Annotated in this window: 12 protein-coding genes; 7 read left to right on the top strand and 5 right to left on the bottom strand. The window is 60.2% G+C overall.

Going from position 1 to position 17,150, the window contains the following annotated elements; genetic code table 11:
* Positions 1–242: 242 nt before the first annotated feature.
* The gene (locus IC66_RS0120955) at positions 243–1,220 is read left to right on the top strand and encodes a glycosyltransferase (protein ID WP_049806583.1); all 978 of its coding nucleotides are present in this window, start codon (positions 243–245) and stop codon (positions 1,218–1,220) included.
* Between the two features lie 76 nt (positions 1,221–1,296).
* On the opposite strand, the gene IC66_RS0120950 is transcribed toward IC66_RS0120955, so the two are convergent.
* Together IC66_RS0120950 and IC66_RS0120945 are read right to left on the bottom strand one after the other, a co-directional pair.
* Positions 1,297–2,568, bottom strand: a complete 1,272-nt coding sequence (locus IC66_RS0120950) for a hypothetical protein (RefSeq protein WP_038948893.1) — start codon at positions 2,566–2,568, stop codon at positions 1,297–1,299.
* Positions 2,565–3,356 carry an FkbM family methyltransferase gene (locus tag IC66_RS0120945; RefSeq protein WP_038948892.1) on the bottom strand — a complete coding sequence of 264 codons (792 nt, stop codon included), beginning with the start codon at positions 3,354–3,356 and terminating at the stop codon, positions 2,565–2,567. The genes IC66_RS0120950 and IC66_RS0120945 overlap by 4 nt, the downstream gene beginning before the upstream one ends.
* 136 nt (positions 3,357–3,492) lie before the next feature.
* Between IC66_RS0120945 and IC66_RS0120940 the strand changes: the two genes are divergently transcribed.
* Positions 3,493–4,566, top strand: a complete 1,074-nt coding sequence (locus tag IC66_RS0120940; RefSeq protein ID WP_038948891.1) for a glycosyltransferase family 2 protein — start codon at positions 3,493–3,495, stop codon at positions 4,564–4,566.
* A 21-nt stretch (positions 4,567–4,587) separates the two neighbouring features.
* On the top strand, positions 4,588–5,415 hold the full coding sequence (locus IC66_RS0120935; protein ID WP_157158070.1) for a hypothetical protein: 828 nt from the start codon (positions 4,588–4,590) through the stop codon (positions 5,413–5,415).
* A 26-nt stretch (positions 5,416–5,441) separates the two neighbouring features.
* Here IC66_RS0120935 and IC66_RS0120930 read toward each other — a convergent pair whose 3' ends face one another.
* Complete coding sequence (locus tag IC66_RS0120930) at positions 5,442–6,404, bottom strand: class I SAM-dependent methyltransferase (protein ID WP_038948887.1); 963 nt, start codon at positions 6,402–6,404, stop codon at positions 5,442–5,444.
* 756 nt (positions 6,405–7,160) lie between these two features.
* On the opposite strand from IC66_RS0120930, the gene IC66_RS0120925 reads away from it, so the two are divergent.
* The 3 genes from IC66_RS0120925 to IC66_RS0120915 all read left to right on the top strand — a co-directional run bounded on the left by IC66_RS0120925 (position 7,161) and on the right by IC66_RS0120915 (position 12,982).
* Positions 7,161–9,641, top strand: a complete 2,481-nt coding sequence (locus tag IC66_RS0120925) for an Ig-like domain-containing protein (RefSeq protein ID WP_244429133.1) — start codon at positions 7,161–7,163, stop codon at positions 9,639–9,641.
* Positions 9,642–9,911: 270 nt separating this feature from the next.
* On the top strand, positions 9,912–11,669 hold the full coding sequence (locus IC66_RS0120920; RefSeq protein WP_049806581.1) for a type I secretion system permease/ATPase: 1,758 nt from the start codon (positions 9,912–9,914) through the stop codon (positions 11,667–11,669).
* Positions 11,666–12,982 (top strand): HlyD family type I secretion periplasmic adaptor subunit, encoded by a 1,317-nt coding sequence (locus IC66_RS0120915; RefSeq protein WP_038948884.1) that lies wholly within the window; start codon positions 11,666–11,668, stop codon positions 12,980–12,982. Before IC66_RS0120920 ends, IC66_RS0120915 begins: the two co-directional genes overlap by 4 nt.
* A gap of 51 nt (positions 12,983–13,033) precedes the next feature.
* Here IC66_RS0120915 and IC66_RS0120910 read toward each other — a convergent pair whose 3' ends face one another.
* Entirely contained in the window at positions 13,034–13,447 is a 414-nt protein-coding gene (locus IC66_RS0120910) for a hypothetical protein (RefSeq protein ID WP_038948882.1), read from the bottom strand.
* 391 nt (positions 13,448–13,838) lie between these two features.
* Here IC66_RS0120910 and IC66_RS0120905 point away from each other — a divergent pair, with 391 nt between their 5' ends.
* Positions 13,839–14,453 (top strand): transglutaminase-like cysteine peptidase, encoded by a 615-nt coding sequence (locus IC66_RS0120905; RefSeq protein ID WP_038948881.1) that lies wholly within the window; start codon positions 13,839–13,841, stop codon positions 14,451–14,453.
* Positions 14,454–14,603: 150 nt separating this feature from the next.
* Here the strand turns inward: IC66_RS0120905 and IC66_RS0120900 are convergent.
* Positions 14,604–17,150: DUF4082 domain-containing protein (locus tag IC66_RS0120900; protein ID WP_038948880.1), on the bottom strand; the 2,547-nt coding region annotated here is incomplete at its 5' end.

Below are 17,150 nucleotides of genomic sequence, written 5' to 3'. Positions count from 1 at the left end.
TCGATTTCCTGATACCGATATACAGCGTGCAAATTAAAGATTAAACATATATTGCGGCGTGATAAAAATCCAATTAAACAGGTGGCATTATTCTTGCGGCCGTACTCAGGATGTACGATCTCATATGTCGCCTGGTGATTTGATGAACAGCCGGTCTGGATTGTGGGCAACCAATATTGGGATGCGGGCTCAAAAATCATGGAAGGCGCGTTCCGGAGGCCTTTGGCAGGAATGGATGCGCCGTGAGTTCCATTGATGCGATCATACCCTGTTATCAGTATGGGCATTTCCTTAGAGAATGCGCCGACAGCATATTGAGGCAGTGCGGACCCGAGTTGCGGCTGCTGATTATTGATGATGCCTCGGCGGACAATACAGCCCAGGTTGCGCAGGAACTGGTTCGTGCAGATCCTCGGGTCGAGTTTCGCAGGCATTCTGTCAATCACGGCCACATCGCCACCTTCAACGAGGGGATCGACTGGGCCGCTGCGGACTACATGATTCTGCTCTCCGCAGACGATTACCTGATGCCCGGTGCGATCGAGAGGGCTGCGAGGTTGATGGATGAGAATCCCTCCGTCGGCCTCACGTTTGGAGGCGCAGTCGCGCTTTGCCAGGAGCGCGAGGAGGTTGTGCCGCTGCCGCCGGAACTTGGACCTGGTACGAAGATACTGGCCGGCCGCGATTTCATCAAAATGGGGGGGTGCAGAAACATAGTCCTGGCGCCAAGCGTGATGGTGCGAACCAGCCTGCAGAAGAAGGTGGGGGGATATTTACCGGATTTGACGCACAGCGGCGATATGGAGATGTGGCTGCGGTTCGCCGCGCATGGACCCGTCGGCTTCATCGATGCGATCCAGGCCGTGTACCGGCGACATTCAACCAACATGTCAGGCGGATATTCGGCCGAGCAGGATTTCGTTCAACGCAAGCTGGCGTTGGAGCATTTCCTGGATAGCTGCGCTGGCGTGCTTCCGGACGTCGACGATCTCAGGTCCTGGTTGACGAGCCATCTGGCGCTCGACACGATCAGTTGTGCGAGCCGAGCTTTCAATGACGGAGACGTTGGGTTATCGGAGCGCCTTTCGGCGATAGCGGCAAAGCTGGACCCGGCGGTCACGAGATCGCGTCGTTGGTGGCTTCTCGCCAGCAAACGGCAGTTGGGGTCGCGCGGGTGGCAATTGCTGCGACCTGCTATCGAGCGGCTGAAGATGTTGTAATCGGCTCCGAGGCTCACGGGCTGCCACGCTGCAAGCCGCGTTTCGGCCCGACGGCGTGTTCCACCGCTGGATCGGGCTAGACCGGATACATCGCGGACTCCCGCAGCGATGCCCTGATGCCGATGCATACTCCCCAGAAGATCCAGAGGTAGTTCCAGTAGTGGACCGTCAGCCCGGTAAACATGAGCATGACGACTGCGACGGTGAATGCGATGCGCAGGCCCGACGCGCTGGGATCCTCCATGACGCCCTTGAAGCGTTTTTTTACCGGTAGAATGCTCGCAATGTTCGTCAGGATGAGCAGGAAAATCATAGGAAGTCCGAACCGTAGCGCGAACACCAGCCACACCGAGTCGATCGTGGTATCGAGAATGTCGTGATTGAGCAGGGCGAATGCGTATCCGGTGAAGGGAGAATACATGATCTTCTGTGTCGCTGCGTCCCAGATCAGCATCCGAAAGTAACCCGAAACCGGATCGAAGGTGAGGTGGGAGATGATCCAGCCTAGCGGGTGATTGGCCACGGCCAGGATCACGAGAACGATCGTAGCCAGACACACTTGCAGCGCGCGCCATCGTCCAGAAGTTTGCTTCAGTGCCGTATCATAGAGGTAAAGCATCAGGACGAGGAGACACGACAACAACGGCGCGGAGGACAACGACAGCAGGCAACCGAAAACGCACAGACCTGCCCAAAGCATCCTCGACAATGGCCGTTGCTCCGAAAACAGCAGGATGGCGCAAGCGACGGTGCAATAGGTGCCCAACAGAATTGGGTGGTCGAACGTCGAGGCGGCTCTTACCCAATACAGCCTGTAGTCGGGCGAGAGCGGCGCATAGCTGCCGAAGGCGGCAGAAAACATCTGCTGAACAATGAGCCGGCCAGAAAGATTATCGAAAAGGGCCAGCAGGACGATGTAGGCAGTCACGATCTTAAAGGGTTGAATGAAGCTTTGAATTGCCGCCGGCCCGAAGAAAAATCCGCGGGCGACGATGTAGCCGCCCAGAAACTCGAGGCTCTCGGCGGCGGTCGATGAGATCGCACTCGACCCGCTGGTGTAGGTGGCGGCTGCGAACATCCAGGCTGCGACGGCACATGCAAGATAGTCCGAGGCGAGGATGTGACGACCGGTCCTGAGCAGTCTTGCCGCTGCAGGTATTATGAGCAGCAGGATGCCGATCCGCCCGACCGTGAGTTTCGCATCGGCGAGATAAAGCTGGACTTGCGCCGCCGGCAGAATGAGCCCCATCAGCAGCAGCCAGGCCGGCAGCTTGCTGCACCGCTCAGCGGCTTGCGGCAAAGCCGTACTTGTCAGGCCGAATTCGCCGCCCGCAACCGTGACGCTCATGAGAGAACCGCCTTGCCCGGTGATCCCGCTTCGACTTGAACGCGGCGGCTGTTGTCGTCAGTCAAGTACCAAGTGAACGTGACCGAACGCGGCGCCAGTCCGCTCAGGAAATGTCCATTCTGAAAGACGTACGGCCGATAGCCGATGTCGGAAACGAATTCCGAGATCTCGTCCGATGCGAAGGCGCACATCAGGGCCGGCTTGTGCCGTCTCAGCGTGTGCTCCGACCCTCGCAGGATCTCCAGCTCGGCGCCCTGAGCGTGCACCTTGATCAGGGAGGGCGACATTGCAAAGGAATCGAGCGTGTGGCACTCGATCCTGTGTTCCTCCACGGTCAACTTGGACTGATCGAAACGGTACATGCGGCCGCCATCGTTCAGCCACTCGGTCGCCGCCTCCCGGGAGGTCGCGGCCATGCCATCGCAAGCCCACCGACCGTAAGAGGGGACGAAGAACGTAATGGTGCCCGGCTTGGCTCCGAGAGCGCAGGGGAAGATCGAGACGGACCGGTCTCCGGAGAAACGGAGTTTGAGTCGCTCGGCCGAGAGCGGTTCGGGCTCGAAGGCCGCGATGCTCGATTGCGGCCTGAACCTCTTGAACGCCTGGATGCTTTGTCCGCGATTGGCCCCGATGTCGACGATCAGGCCATTGGCGCTGGAGGTCCAAGTCGCGCCCCTGTACTCGGGTTTTGCGAGGTAGGAGGCAGCCGCGTCCTTGAATGCGAATCGCGCCGCGGCAACGCCGGGGATGTTCGCATATGCGAAACGGGCAAAGGGCTTCAAGTTCATGACGATACGACCTTGCCCAAGCGCATGGATCGGCTATTAATCGCTCAGATTAAACAAAATAAATGCGATTGCAATATCGGTCATTTAAATATAGGGAATGTAGATAATTTATTAAATCGTGCAGCGAAAGTTCCCCATGGCGACCGCGTTGAAGGTTGGCGAAACCGATGCTTCGTATGGGCTGGCGGAGAGCCTCGTTTCCGAGGTCGCGGTGCTCATCGTCGGTTACCGGAACTCGGAGGACGTCGTTGATTGCCTGTTGGCATTGTCGCGTGCGACCACGTCGCCCACTTTCGACATCTTCATTTGCGAGAATGGCGGTCGTGATGCCTATCACCACCTTGTAAGCGCCCTGATCAGCGAAGGAGGGCCCTGCCGGCGGGGCCAATCGTTTGGAATCGCGCTAGATGACAACACCAGCCGGTTTACGAACGTTCAGCGCCTGTCTCTGCGCGGAAGATCGTCAAATGTCTGGGTGGGGTGCGCCTACGACAATTTGGGCTATGCCGGCGGGATTAACGCCTGGTTGCGTCCCCTCTCTGCGATACCCACCTGGTGCGCCATCTGGATCCTGAATCCCGATACTCAGCCGACCGAATCTGCCCTGGCGGCGCTGCACGAACGGGCACAATCCGGCCGAAAGGCGATGGTGGGCAGCACCATTCTGGACAGCCTCGACGCAGATCACGTGAGATTTCGCGGCGGGCTTTCCTGGCAGAGGCTGGCGGCGAGAGACGTTGCCATAGGCCTGGGAGAGCTTATCGACATGTCCTGCAACATCGCCGCCGTTGAAGACGCGATGGATAGCCCTTCGGGGGCATCGATGTACGTGACCCGTTGGTGCATCGAGCGGATCGGCCTCATGGATGAAAACTATTTTCTGTTTTACGAGGACATGGATTGGGGGCTTCGCGCAAGGCACTTGGGGCTCGGTTATGCGGCCGATTCGATCGTCATTCACAAGCGAGGTACGACGACGGGATCGGGCAGAGCTTCGGTGCTCTCCGTCTATCTCCAGCACCGCAATTGCGTTCGCTTCGTGCGACGGCATTTTCCGTGGTCGCTGCCTCTGAGAGTTGCGGTTTCGCTCATGTACGCATTCAGGTTCTTGCTGCAGGGCGCGCCAAGCAACAGTCGCGCAGCGGTCGAAGGACTTGTCGCGGGACTGAAGGGTGAGATGGGCCGGCCGAAGGAGCGGATGGCCCAATAGCGAAGCCGGGGGCGCCTCCAGATGCGGCAGCCGATCCTTGTTCAGGCGCTTCTATTGCTTGCGGTAGCGAGCCTCGAAGCCGGTGGAGTTGCTGCACGCGCGGCCGAGCGCGACAGGTCCGAGTGGCCCAACGAAACGAATACGGGAGTGCGGCCGGACGCGAAGCTGACGCCGTCTGGCGACGTCGTGGCGGATCAGGCCGGCGCGACCTTCTCAGGCCTCGACATTGCAGGCCGCGTCTACATCAAGGCGCCGAACGTGACGTTGACGGACTCCCGAGTGACTTCCGCGTCGTTTTACATCGTGAGAATCGAGCCGGGTGTAACGGGCACGGTGATCCGGAATTGCGAGATCAACGGCGTCGGCTCCGGCAACGATGGTTCGTACGGCATCGTTGGCCAGGGTACGTTTGTCGGAAACAACATCTATAATGTCGAGAACGGAATTGGCGTGTCCGGGTCCGATACGCTCATCCAGGATAACTACATTCACGATCTCCTTGCGTCCGGTTCTCCGCATTACGATGGCATCTCGATCGATGGCGGCAATTCCAACGTGGTCATCAGGCACAACACGGTCATCAATGCGCACACGCAGACCTCGGCGGTCATGATCGACAATTATTTCGGACCGATCTCGAATATTGAAGTCGACGGCAACCTGCTGATAGGCGGCGGTTACACCGTCTACAGCTCGGCGCAATTCAATGGCGGGACGGTCGACGGGGTTTCTTTTACGAACAACCGGATGGGCAGAGGCAAGTGGGGCTATAGCTCGATTGTGAAGAACGTCCCGGTCTGGCGAGAAAATGTCGATGACGCGACAGGCCGCCGTGCCGGCCCGAGGTAATCAGTGCCTGGCTTCGGGCCTCCTGCCTATGCCACCCGCCGGAACCAGAACGAACCGGGCTGGCGCGAGGGTTCGCGCATCAGAACCGGACATGCGTCGTTCAGCCTGTCTCTGTGGGAACGGGCGAGCCAATTAACCGCGCCAATGATCTCGAAATGCGGGTTGAAGCTCAGGAACGCCTCGAGTAGATACTGTTCATTCCACAGCCAGCGGTCGCGAAGTATCCATTGAGCGGGATAGTCGTGCGGCGTGAAGACGTCGTGGACATGGATGATCACATTGGGGCGGAGCAGGCCGAGCACGTGTAGGTATTCGTGCAGCACGTCACCCTGCGGCCGGATCATGTGAGATGAGTCGATAAAGAGAATGTCATTCTCGTCCAGCGTCTCGAACAGGCTGTCGGGACAGCACTCGACCTTTTTTCTCAAAACCGTCACGCCAGTCGATTCGAGCCAGGGCTGCTCAAACGGCTCAATGCAGATCTGCTCACAATGATATCGTGGATCGTCCTTCCTGTTCGCCGCTATTGCGAGGCGGGCCATGAGGGTCGAATTTCCACTGCCGACCTCGATGATGCGTTTGGGTCGGAAGTAACGGATCATATTATAAAGAAATTCGGCATCTCCAGGCTCGAAGGAGCCGTTGTGGTAGCCAAATTCGCCCGGGCCTTTTTGATGGACCGGAATTGCGAGTAGTTCGTCCCGGTAGTTGAATTGCGCGATCAGAGCGAGCTGTGCCGCTTCGTTCAGGTTCAGTCCGGCTATTTGCCTCGGCAGATCGAGATCGCGCTTCAGGTCTGCCGGAAAAACGATGGGCTCGTAGTAGTGATGCCGCACGATGGCGAACTGAAATCTGTCGCAGACAGACCTCGACAAGGGGGCTCGATCACGAAGGCGACTCACGAGGATTGCAAGCGGAGCAAAAAGCAGGATGAACGGCGCCAAAACCAGATCAAGTATTCTGTAAACAGACTTCCGGAAATAGTGCATGGATCACTTCCGATCTGAACGAAGAAAACGAGGGCAATCAGCGGTCCGATAACGCTCCATCTCGATGCACGAGAATATTGTGGCCCATTGGCATTCCACCGTCCAGACCACGGCCATCCCTCCAGTTCGTCCGGGCCGTAAAAACACGGGGCCGCGTGGGCTCTTTGCCTGCCGGAAAGGGCATCTTCAGCGTAGCTTTGGCGACAACGCAGCGAGCCTGGCGTGAGCGGCGGTCGATTGCGGGATAACTCCGCGCGCGATTCAACATCAGGCCCTCCAAGCGGCTCCTTCGAGCGCCACATCTCTCGTGAGGTGTGGCCAAGAGCGTCTTGCCAGTAATCCTTTGCTGAAGGCAGGGATTATATATCGCCAATTAAATTGGAAAATGCCGAGCGCCCCGTGCTGATGGATGAGCATGACCCTCTCTGCCGGCGCTGACGAAGATTGAAGTGAAAAAGTTCGCAGTGTGCTCTTGTGGCAACGCGCGAACACTCGCAATCTGGTGCAGCTTATATGGCGGAGTTGCTTCGGTTTTTTTTAATCTCGCTGAATTAAGTCGAGCGTTGGACCCAAAAAATGACCCTAGTCGCGCCGCCGTCTTGTCCCAAAAAAGCCCCCGCCGATGGAGCATGACACGGCCCGTGGCGCGCCTTTGGGGATGATGCGCCCACGTTCGATTTAACTGCGAAGGAGAAATATATCTTGGCAACGACGACTGCGTGGCCTGATGCTACGAACACTGGAGTGTCGGCGGGCGTGACCCTCACTCCTTACTACGGGGATCTCGTAATCAACACAGCGGGCGCCGTGATCAGCGGCCTCGACATCCATGGATCGGTCTTCATCAACGCTCCGAACGTCACGTTGGAGAACTGCAAGGTTACGACCGACGCGTTCTACGCCGTGAGGGTTGCGACGGGTGTGACCGGGGCGGTGATCCAGCACAATGAGATCAATGGCGTCGGCTCGGGCAACGACGGCGACTATGGAATCATGGGTCAAGGGACGTTCATCGCCAACAACATCTACAACGTCGAGAACGGGATCGGAGTGGATGGAGGGAATACCCTCATCAAGGACAACTATATCCACGATATGATCGCGTCGGGATCTCCGCACTACGACGGTATCTCGATCGACGGGAAGAACTCCAACATCACGATCAGCCATAACACGGTCATCAATGACCATACCCAAACGGCTGCGATCATGATCGACAACTACTTCGGGCCCGTCTCGGACGTCACTGTCGATAACAACCTGCTGTACGGTGGTGGCTACAACATCTACAGCTCGGCCCAGTTCAACGGCGGATCGGTCACGGGAGTGGTCGTCACGAACAATCATATGGGCGGGGGTTATTGGGGCCCGACGGCATTCACCGGCAACTCCCCGGTTTACACCGGCAACGTCGATGACAGCGGGACCCTGGTCGCAACGCTCAACACGTCTGCGAACAGCGGCTCGGGCTCAACAGCCCCGTCTGCCCCGACTGCACCATCCGCTCCCGTCATCGCGTCGTTCTCGACCGATAGCGGCACCGCTGGCGACAAGATCACCAACGACAACACCATCGAGCTCAAGGGGTCCGCTGCTGCCGGCAGCACGGTCAAGTTCTACGATGGTACGACCCAGATTGGTTCGACGACCGCGGATTCGAGCGGCAATTGGGACTACATCACGAAGGTCCTGACTGACGCCAAGCACACGCTGACCGCAACGGCGACTACCACATCGGGTCAGACCAGCGCGGCGTCGTCTGCGTTGGCAATCACCGTCGATACCAAAGCGCCGACCGCGCCGACCATGGCCAGCCATACGGTGAACAGTGCCAATCAGGTGGTGTTGTCGGGCACGGCGGAAGCGAGCAGCGTCGTCAAGGTATTGGACGGCACGACCCAGATCGGGACCGTCACGGCCGACAGCAGTGGCGCTTGGGGCTACACCAGTGCTGCCCTAGCAGCCGGTTCGCACAGCCTCACCGCCAAGGCAACGGACGCGGCAGGCAACACCGGCACGGCGTCCACCGCGTTCGCGGCGAGCATCAGCAACTCGGCCCCGACGTCACCGTCGTCGCCGACCGCGCCCACGTCGCCGACTGCCGGTACGGTCGTCGAGTCGGCTGGTTCGACAACTCTCGTTGAGAGCAGCGGCAAATTTTACCTCAACGGCAGCACCGGATCGGGCCCCACGCTGAAGGATGACGGTGTGGCGTTTGTGAAGGGGTCGGATGGCACCTGGGCACCGATTGGTGCGGAAAAGACTGCGACGGGCTATGAGGTTGTCTGGAAGGAGGCCAGCACCGGTCAGTACACGGCGTGGAACACCGACAACAACGGCAACTACGTTTCCCATGTCGACAGCCTGACCGGGTCAACGTGGGGGGGCTCCGTGTCGGGTACGGACTCCGGCCTGAAATCGCTGGAGGCCACCTTCCATCAGGATCTGAACGGTGACGGTCAGATCGGTACTTCCACAGCAACCGCACCGACGTCGCCAGCGCAGACAACTGGCAAGGTCGTCGAGTCGGCTGGTGTGACAAGTCTCGTTGAGAGTGGCGGCAAATTCTACCTCAACGGCAGCAGCGGAACGGGCCCTTCGCTGAAGGATGGCGGTGCCGATTTCGTGAGCGGGTCAGATGGCACCTGGACTCCCATTGGTGCGGAGAAGACGGCGACGGGCTATCAGGTTGCCTGGAAGGAGGCGAGCACCGGTCAATACACGGCGTGGAACACCGACAACAACGGCAACTACGTCTCCCATGTCAGCACCCTGACCGGCTCCACGTCCGGCGGCTCGGTGTCGGGTACGGACTCTGGACTTAAGTCGCTTGAGACAAGCTTCCATCAGGATCTCAACGGTGATGGGCAGGTCGGTACTTCGAGCCTGGCTACGTCGTCCACGAGCACCACGCAGACCATTGCTACTTCGAGCTCAACAACCAGCAACACACAGACGAGCACTTCAGGCAATGACGTGTTCGTTGGGACCAGCAAGGCTGACTCTTTCTCGTTTGCCGCGAATTTCGGCAACGATGTTGTCAAGGGCTTCGTTGCCAGCGGACCTGCTCACGACACGATCGAGTTCAGTAAGAGCGTGTTCGACAGTTTTGCCAGTGTTCTCTCCCACGCGACCCAATCAGGCGGCGACGTCGTCATCGCGACGGGGGACGACACGCTCACGCTGAAGAACATGAAGGTCGGTTCGTTGACCAGTCAGGACTTCCACTTCGCGTAAGGTATGGGCATCCACACCGAGTAGTACTCAACAACTGCCTTGGGGATCTCTTGGGGGATCTTCCGACAAAGGCATGGTTCAAGGGCGGCTACCATGATTGACTTTGGACGGCGGGGGGGATTCCCCCCGCCCGCGAATCTCATTCGGATTCCACTTCTTCACATATCAGAGCTCTGGGCGGCCGGACGACAGTGGGCGGATGACGCCGAACTGCGGACCACGCGACTGGTCGGCTTGGCGAGGCGCCCGGTCGAGGCCCTGCGGCAACGGATGTTCGCTGGTCGATCCGAACCGGCGGAGCACTATGAGGAGCCACAGTCGGAGATGTCGGCGTTCCTGCGGTCTTGCCGCAGGATATTCTGGGCGCTCGCGGCCTTCAGCGGGATGAGCAATCTCCTCATGCTCACTGGTTCGTTTTTCATGCTGCAAGTCTACGATCGGGTGCTGCCCGGGCGCAGCATACCGACGCTGATCGCCTTGATGGTTCTGGCCACGGTACTCTACGTGTTTCAGGGTGGGCTCGACTTCGTCAGAAGCAGGATCAGCGCGCGGGTCGGCCGGTATTTGGATGAAAGGCTGGGCGTTCGCATATTCGACGCGCTTGTTCGTCTGCCTTTGAAGACCAGGGCCGATGGCGATGGCCTGCAGCCGGTGCGGGATCTGGATCAGGTCCGCAGCTTTCTGTCGAGCGGAGGGCCGACCGCGCTCTTCGATCTACCCTGGATGCCGATCTATCTCGGCGTTTGCTTCCTCTTCCACTTCTGGATTGGCGTCACTGCGCTGGCTGGCGCGCTGGTGCTGGTCGGCATTACCATGCTCGCGGAAACGCGCACGCGAGGGCCGGCAAAGGCGTCCTCGCGTCTCGCAGTCTCGCGCGCGGCACTGGCGCTCGAGGGACGCCGAAATGCCGAGGTTCTGCAGGCTATGGGCATGCGGCAGCAGGCGGCGTTGCGTTGGCGGGATGTCAACGCGAAGTACCTCGCGGCCCATGAGCGGGCCAGCGACGTCGCAAACGGGCTCGGAGGCGTCTCCAAGCTCTTTCGAGCGATCCTGCAATCGCTGGTTCTCGCCGTCGGCGCAGTCCTCGTCATCAACCAGGAATCGACGGCCGGCATCATCATTGCCGGATCGATCCTCACCGCACGGGCCTTGGCGCCTGTCGAAATGGCCATTGCGAACTGGAAAGGGTTCGTTGCTGCCCGGCAATCGGGGCGACGGCTCGATGCTTTGCTGAAACTTCTGCCCGGCGAGGAGGAGCGGCTGGCATTGCCTCCTCCTGTTGAAACTCTCACCGTCGAGCATCTCTATATCGGCGCCCCGAACTCGGAGCAGCCCACCGTCAATGACGTGTCGTTCCAGTTGCGGCGCGGGCAGGCGGTTGGAATCATTGGGCCGAGCGGATCCGGCAAATCGACGCTGGCACGTGCGCTGGTTGGGGTATGGCCGGGCATTCGAGGCCGGATACGGCTGGACAACGCCGCACTCGATCACTGGTCTTCTGACGCCCTCGGCAAGCACATCGGGTACCTGCCTCAGGACGTGGAATTGTTCGACGGCAGCATCGCCATGAACATTGCGCGTTTCGATCCGCAGGCGACCGCCGCCGCTGTTCTGGAGGCCGCGCATGCCGCGGGCGCGCACGATCTCATCCTTTCGTTTCCGGATGGCTACGGCACGAAGATCGGCGAGGGGGGGGTGGCACTGTCGGCGGGGCAGCGGCAGCGCATCGGGCTCGCGCGCGCCTTCTACGGCAAACCGTTCCTGGTGGTGCTCGATGAGCCCTCGTCCAATCTCGACGCCGAGGGCGAGGAGGCGCTGACCGAGGCGATCCTGAACGTGCGCCGTCGCGGCGGGATCGTCGTCGTGGTCGCCCATCGTCCGAAGGCGCTTGAAGGCGTCGATCATGTCTTGTGCCTCGGGGAAGGCAGGGTTCAGTCCTTCGGCAAGAGGGAGGAGGTCCTCAAGAAGGTCTTGCGAAATCCCGTGCCGCTCAAGGTGGTCGCGGAAGCTCAAGGAGGCAACCGATGAACGGCCAGGTGGTGGCGCCGGCATTGCAATCCATCCAGCGTTATATGATCGTTGGTATGATCATGTTCGGTCTTGTGACATTTGGGATCGGCGGTTGGGCGACAACGAGCCAATTGTCGGGCGCGGTGATCGCCCAGGGCGTGGTCGTGGTGGATTCGAGCGTCAAGAAGGTTCAGCACTCCACGGGTGGGATCGTGGGTGAGTTGCGCGTGCGCCAGGGCGATCGGGTCAATGCAGGCGACGTTTTGATCCGCCTCGACGAGACTCAGACGCTCGCCAATGCGACGATCGTCACCAACAGCATCGATGAGCTGCTCGCGCGCCAGTCTCGTCTCGAGGCCGAGCGCGATGGTGCCGAGCAGGTCGTGTTTCCCAAGGTGCTGCTCGACCGAGCCAAGGAAAGCAACTCTGAGGCGAGCCGAGCAATCGCTGCGGAGCGGAAGCTGTTCGACCTCCGCCGTCAGGCAAGGAGCGGCCAAAAAGCGCAGTTGCAGGAGAAAAGTGCGCAGCTGGAGAACGAGATCAAGGGCTATACGGGGCAGACCGAGGCCAAGCAGAAGGAAGTCGAATTCATCCGCCAGGAGCTGGAGGGCGTGCGTAGCCTCTGGCAAAAGAATCTGGTGCCGATCACGCGGCTCAATTCCCTCGAGCGCGACTCCGCACGCATCGAAGGCGAGCGCAGTCAGTTGGCCGGCATGATTGCGCAATCGAAAGGCAAGATCTCCGAAATCGGCCTCCAGAGCATTCAGATCGACCAGGACCTGCGGACGGAAGTCGGCAAGGACCTGATCGAAACGCGCTCAAAACTCTCCGAATTGGGCGAGCGCAAGACTGCGGCGGTCGATCAATTGCATCGGATCGATATCAGGGCGCCACAGTCCGGTCGCGTCCACGAGCTTAGCGTCCACACGGTCGGCGGCATCATCTCACCCGGCGAGCAAATCATGCTGATCGTGCCTGATGCGGATTCGCTTGCGGTCGAGGTCAAGATCGCACCGCGCGACATCGACCAGGTCTATGTGGGACAGACCGCGACAATGCGGTTCGCGGCGTTTAACCAGAAGACCACTCCGGAGATCGATGGAGAGGTCAGCATGGTCTCGGCAGATATCACGCAGGACCAGCGCGCCGGCACGAGTTACTACACGGGCCGGATCCTGTTGAAGCCGGAGGAGCTGGCGAAGCTCGGCTCGGCCAAGCTGCTGCCAGGAATGCCGGTCGAGGTCTTCATCAAGACGGCTGGTCGGACCGCGCTGTCCTATCTGCTCAAGCCGCTGCACGATCAGGCGGAGCGTGCATTCAAGGAGCGCTGAGTCGTCGCGGAAGCAAGCGGCGCTCGACCGCATGCATTCGGCGCCGGCGCCCTATCCCTGGGCGTCGGCGTTGCGAACAGCCTCTGAAAGCAGGGCTGGGCGGCCGGACGCATCGGCAGCGGGCGTGCCCGACCGACGAAAGCGCATCGCGCGCCGAGATAGAGTCTGGGGTCTGGTTTGAACGCTCCATTGCAGCGTTCTGGCGATGTCAGGTCGCCGCAGCAGATTTAGCGGGGCGAACGCGAACGTAGTGAGGCCGCCCCACCTCCTGATCAGCCGCAGCAGATCGCGCTGCTTTCGGCGGATCGACCGTAACGGATGCCCGTTGCCCGTAGGCGAGACCACCGATCGCTCGAACGAGCGTCCGCTCAGAACATCCATTCGCCTGGCGTACAGGGTCATCGCGGCGACGAAGACAAGTATCGTAGCTTCAGCCCCCAGAATGACGAGCAACTCATCCTGCATGTGAAATCCGTCCTGTCCCGGGAAATGCGGTTTGAGAATTGGACCTCGATGAATAATTAAATCAACAATCAAAATTATATGTGGCGTTAAGATGTTGAATGGTGCGCGGATGCGCGCGCATGTCCAGCGCCGTGCTTGAGGGCCGTTCATCGGAACCCCGAGCCGATCGGAACTTCTCGCTCCCATTTCCATTCATTCGGCAGACCGCGAGCATCCGGCGGCTGCCTGCGTGCGACATCTGCGCCGACTTAATTCTTAACTTATTATTGCCATTTAAATTTAACTGATATTAAATAATATAATATGGGCGGTTGATCGTTCCCACGACCGGGGCGGCCGCGCTGAGCAGTGAATCCGGGCCTGGTTTGGCGTTCGCTGGGGGGATCCGCAGATGCAACCAACCTCGGGACCGGTCGTTGCGGCAGCCTTGGCAGTCATGATCGGAAGCGTTCAGTGGGCGCGCGCGGCATTGTTGAGCGCGCCAGGGGCTTCGCAAGCGGCCCTTGCGCATATCGAGCAGGGACGCCCGACCCTTCCGCCCCTCACTTATACGGTGTTTTGTCTGCGCTATCAGGCCGAGTGTCGCCCGCGGCGCTCATTCCGCGGCGGGCCGACCCGGCTGACGAAGGAACGGTGGGCGGAGCTGAAAGCAGTCAATCGCACCGTGAACCGCGCCATTGCTCCGCAGCCTAATGAACTCGGCCTTGCAGGTGAGGAGTGGATCGTTAACCCCGATCGTGGTGATTGCAACGACTACGCAGTGAGCAAGCGTCACGAACTGCTGCAACGCGGCTGGCCTGCGCGGGTCCTGCTATTGAGCGAAGTAGTCACCAGCTCTGGGGACCATCACCTTGTGCTGGTGGTGCGCGCCAGGAGCGGCGACCTGATCCTGGATAACCTCGTGCCCGAGATTAAGCTCTGGTCGCGGGTGCCGTATCGTTGGGTCCGCATGCAGATGCCGAGCGACAGCCGACTGTGGACGACGATTGGCCGCCCGGGAGCATGATTCCTGTCATGTGGCCGGAATTATGCGGAACTGCGCCGGCCGGGACGACTGTCTCAAGCATGCAAGTGCGGTGAGGGCATCGGCTCTGTCGTGCCCCACTGACCCATACAAGTCTCACAAGTGGGGCACCTTCTCCCGGCGCACTCGTCGTCATGACGCCGCGAGGCCCACGTTGCCGGCGGCCGAGGGGTCCACCCAACGCCGGATCGTGCCGTCATATATATCGGCACCATAGAGCCAGCCGTCGGGCCCCTTCTGCATGTCCACAATGCCTTGCACGTTGTCCACCAACTGGACGCTTGCGACCTGCCGGTTCGCATCGAGCGTCGCGGCGAAGATCGTTCCATTGTAGACGTCGTCGAAGAACATCGTGTTCTGATTGTAGAAATCTCCCGCGGTGATCACGTGGAAGTTGTCCGGTGCCCCGTGGCTCAAAGGCAGGATCGGGAACACGGCAGGCGGGTCGGACAAATTGTTGCGGTTGCCATTGTTGTAGAAGGTGATCGCCTGCGAGAGGTTCTGGTAGCTGGCGGTTTTGTTCGGACCTTCAAAGTAGGGCCATCCGAAATTCGAGCCCGCGGGCCCCGTATTGAGCTCTTCCCAGTTGTTCCAGCCCACGTCTCCGAGCACAGGCAGATTCGTGACGGGATCGAAGCTGAAGCGGTACGCGTTGCGGACGCCGTAGTAGAACACTTTCGACTGATTGCTGTTTGGATCGCCGGCCTGATAGTACGGATTGCCCGGCGCTCCCTCGCCCGTGACAGGATCGATCCGCAAGAGCTTGCCCGAGAGGTTATGGATGTCCTGGACCCGCACTGCGCGGGGATCGACGAAGTTGTACGATGTGCCATCCCCGACCGTCATGTAGAGGTAGCCGTCGGGGCCGAAATGAACGGCGCCGATCGAATGCGAATCGCTGTCGGTCGCAAGATAGTCGCGGATGTTCTGGTTCTGGATGCCGGCTCTGTCGGGATCGTTGTCCTGCGCTCCTGTCTCGATCTGGCTGGCGGGAGCCGTGATCGTGGTGCCGTTGACGATCCCGGAAGGAACGATGCTGGGATCACCGCCGCTGTTCGCGTCGGGACGGCTGGTATAGGCCCAGGTGCTGTTCTTGCCGACCAGCACCACTTCGCTGGCCGGATCGGCGATCATCGTGCTGGAGTTGACAGTGACCCTCACCAGACGACAAGGTCGGTTGCCGCCCTGATCGGCGGCCGCAAGGCCGCTCTGGCCCGCCGTCTCGGGCGGATCGTAGGTGTAGAGCAGGTAGACATAGTGGTTGGTTGCGAAATTCGGGTTCACCGCGATCCCCAGCAGCCCGCGATCACCGAAATCATTGACCTCGCTCGAAAGGTCGATGAGCGGAGTCGATCGCAATGTGCCGTTGTCCACCACCCGCACCACGCCGTCCTTCTGCGCGACCAACATGTAGCGGCCGTCGGGAGTCCAGTCCATCGCCGCAGGCTGGTTCAGCCCCGAGACGGCCGTCTCGCCCACGAGATTGCCGAGAGCGGGGTTGTCGTTGTCCAGGATCTTCACGGTCGTTGTCGCCTGAGCGCCAAGCGTGGCGCCCGTCGGATTGCTCAAGGTGATGGTGAAGGTCTCGTCGTTCTCCGGCGTCGCATCATTGATGATCGGCACCGAGATGGTCTGGCTCACCTGGCCGGCAGCAAAGGTCACCGTGCCGGATGTGGTCGTGTAGTCGGATCCTGCAAGTGCGCTGCCGCTGCTCGTCGTGAAGCCGGCCGTGGCTGCCTGACTGACGTTGCCGCTGCGGAGCAGCGTGATCGTCGCCGTCGGGCTGCTCTCCGCGACACTCACCACGACGTCCGCCATAGCGATCGAGGCGGGTGAGTCGTCGTCGACGATGGTTACGAGCACAGTGCGTGGAGCCCCGAGGGAGCCGGAGCCGGGATTTTGAAGGCCGATGGCGAACGTTTCGTTGCCTTCGGTCAGTTGATCGTTGACGATCGGGATGGTGAAGCTCTTCGTGCTCTCGCCCGGTGCGAAGACGATCTGGCCGGTGTTCGCCCGACCGTTGAAGGTGGGCTGGATGAAGTCCGATCCTGCCGTCGCGCTTCCGCCGGTGCCGATTTCGTTCGTCGTGTACTCGACGGTGTTTTGCGACGAGAGGTCGCCGGAGCGTGTGACGGTGACGGTGGCCGTGCCGGCCGCTTCACTGGCATAGATCGTCGACGTGTTGAGGAGCGCGATGATGTTGGACGGGGCGAACACGACGTCGCGGAAGTAGTTTGCATTCTGATAGACGTTGGTCGGGAAGACGCCCTCGGTGTAGTCGAAGACGCCGGCGCCGACCGGGGCGTTCAGGCCCTGATTGCTCATGCCGAACGCGAAGCCCTGCGTGGTGGAGACGTAGTAGCTGTTGATATTGACCGAAACCACGTAGGTCGTGCCAGCCGCGATGGTGAGCGGCGTGGCAAGGGTCGCCTGCTGCCAGCCCGATGCGCCTTCATTGGTGAACGTGACGGTCGCCAGCTCCTGGCCCGTGGCCGACCAGATGTGGCCGATATGGGTGCCGGTCTCGTTCGAAGCCTTGTAGTACCGGATCGCCTGGATTACGCCGGAAGCGTCCGCGCTGAAGCGCATCCCCAGCTCATAATCCACGCCTGTCCCGTCGGTGGCATTGGTGTTGACCGGCGTTTGGGTGGTGAACAGGGTGGTTGTGGCACTCGCGGC

Source organism: Bradyrhizobium genomosp. III (genome assembly GCF_000261705.1).
GTDB lineage: Bacteria > Pseudomonadota > Alphaproteobacteria > Rhizobiales > Xanthobacteraceae > Bradyrhizobium > Bradyrhizobium ottawaense.
The sequence above is the reverse complement of the archived record's forward strand: the minus strand, read 5'-3'. Positions and strand labels throughout refer to the sequence as shown.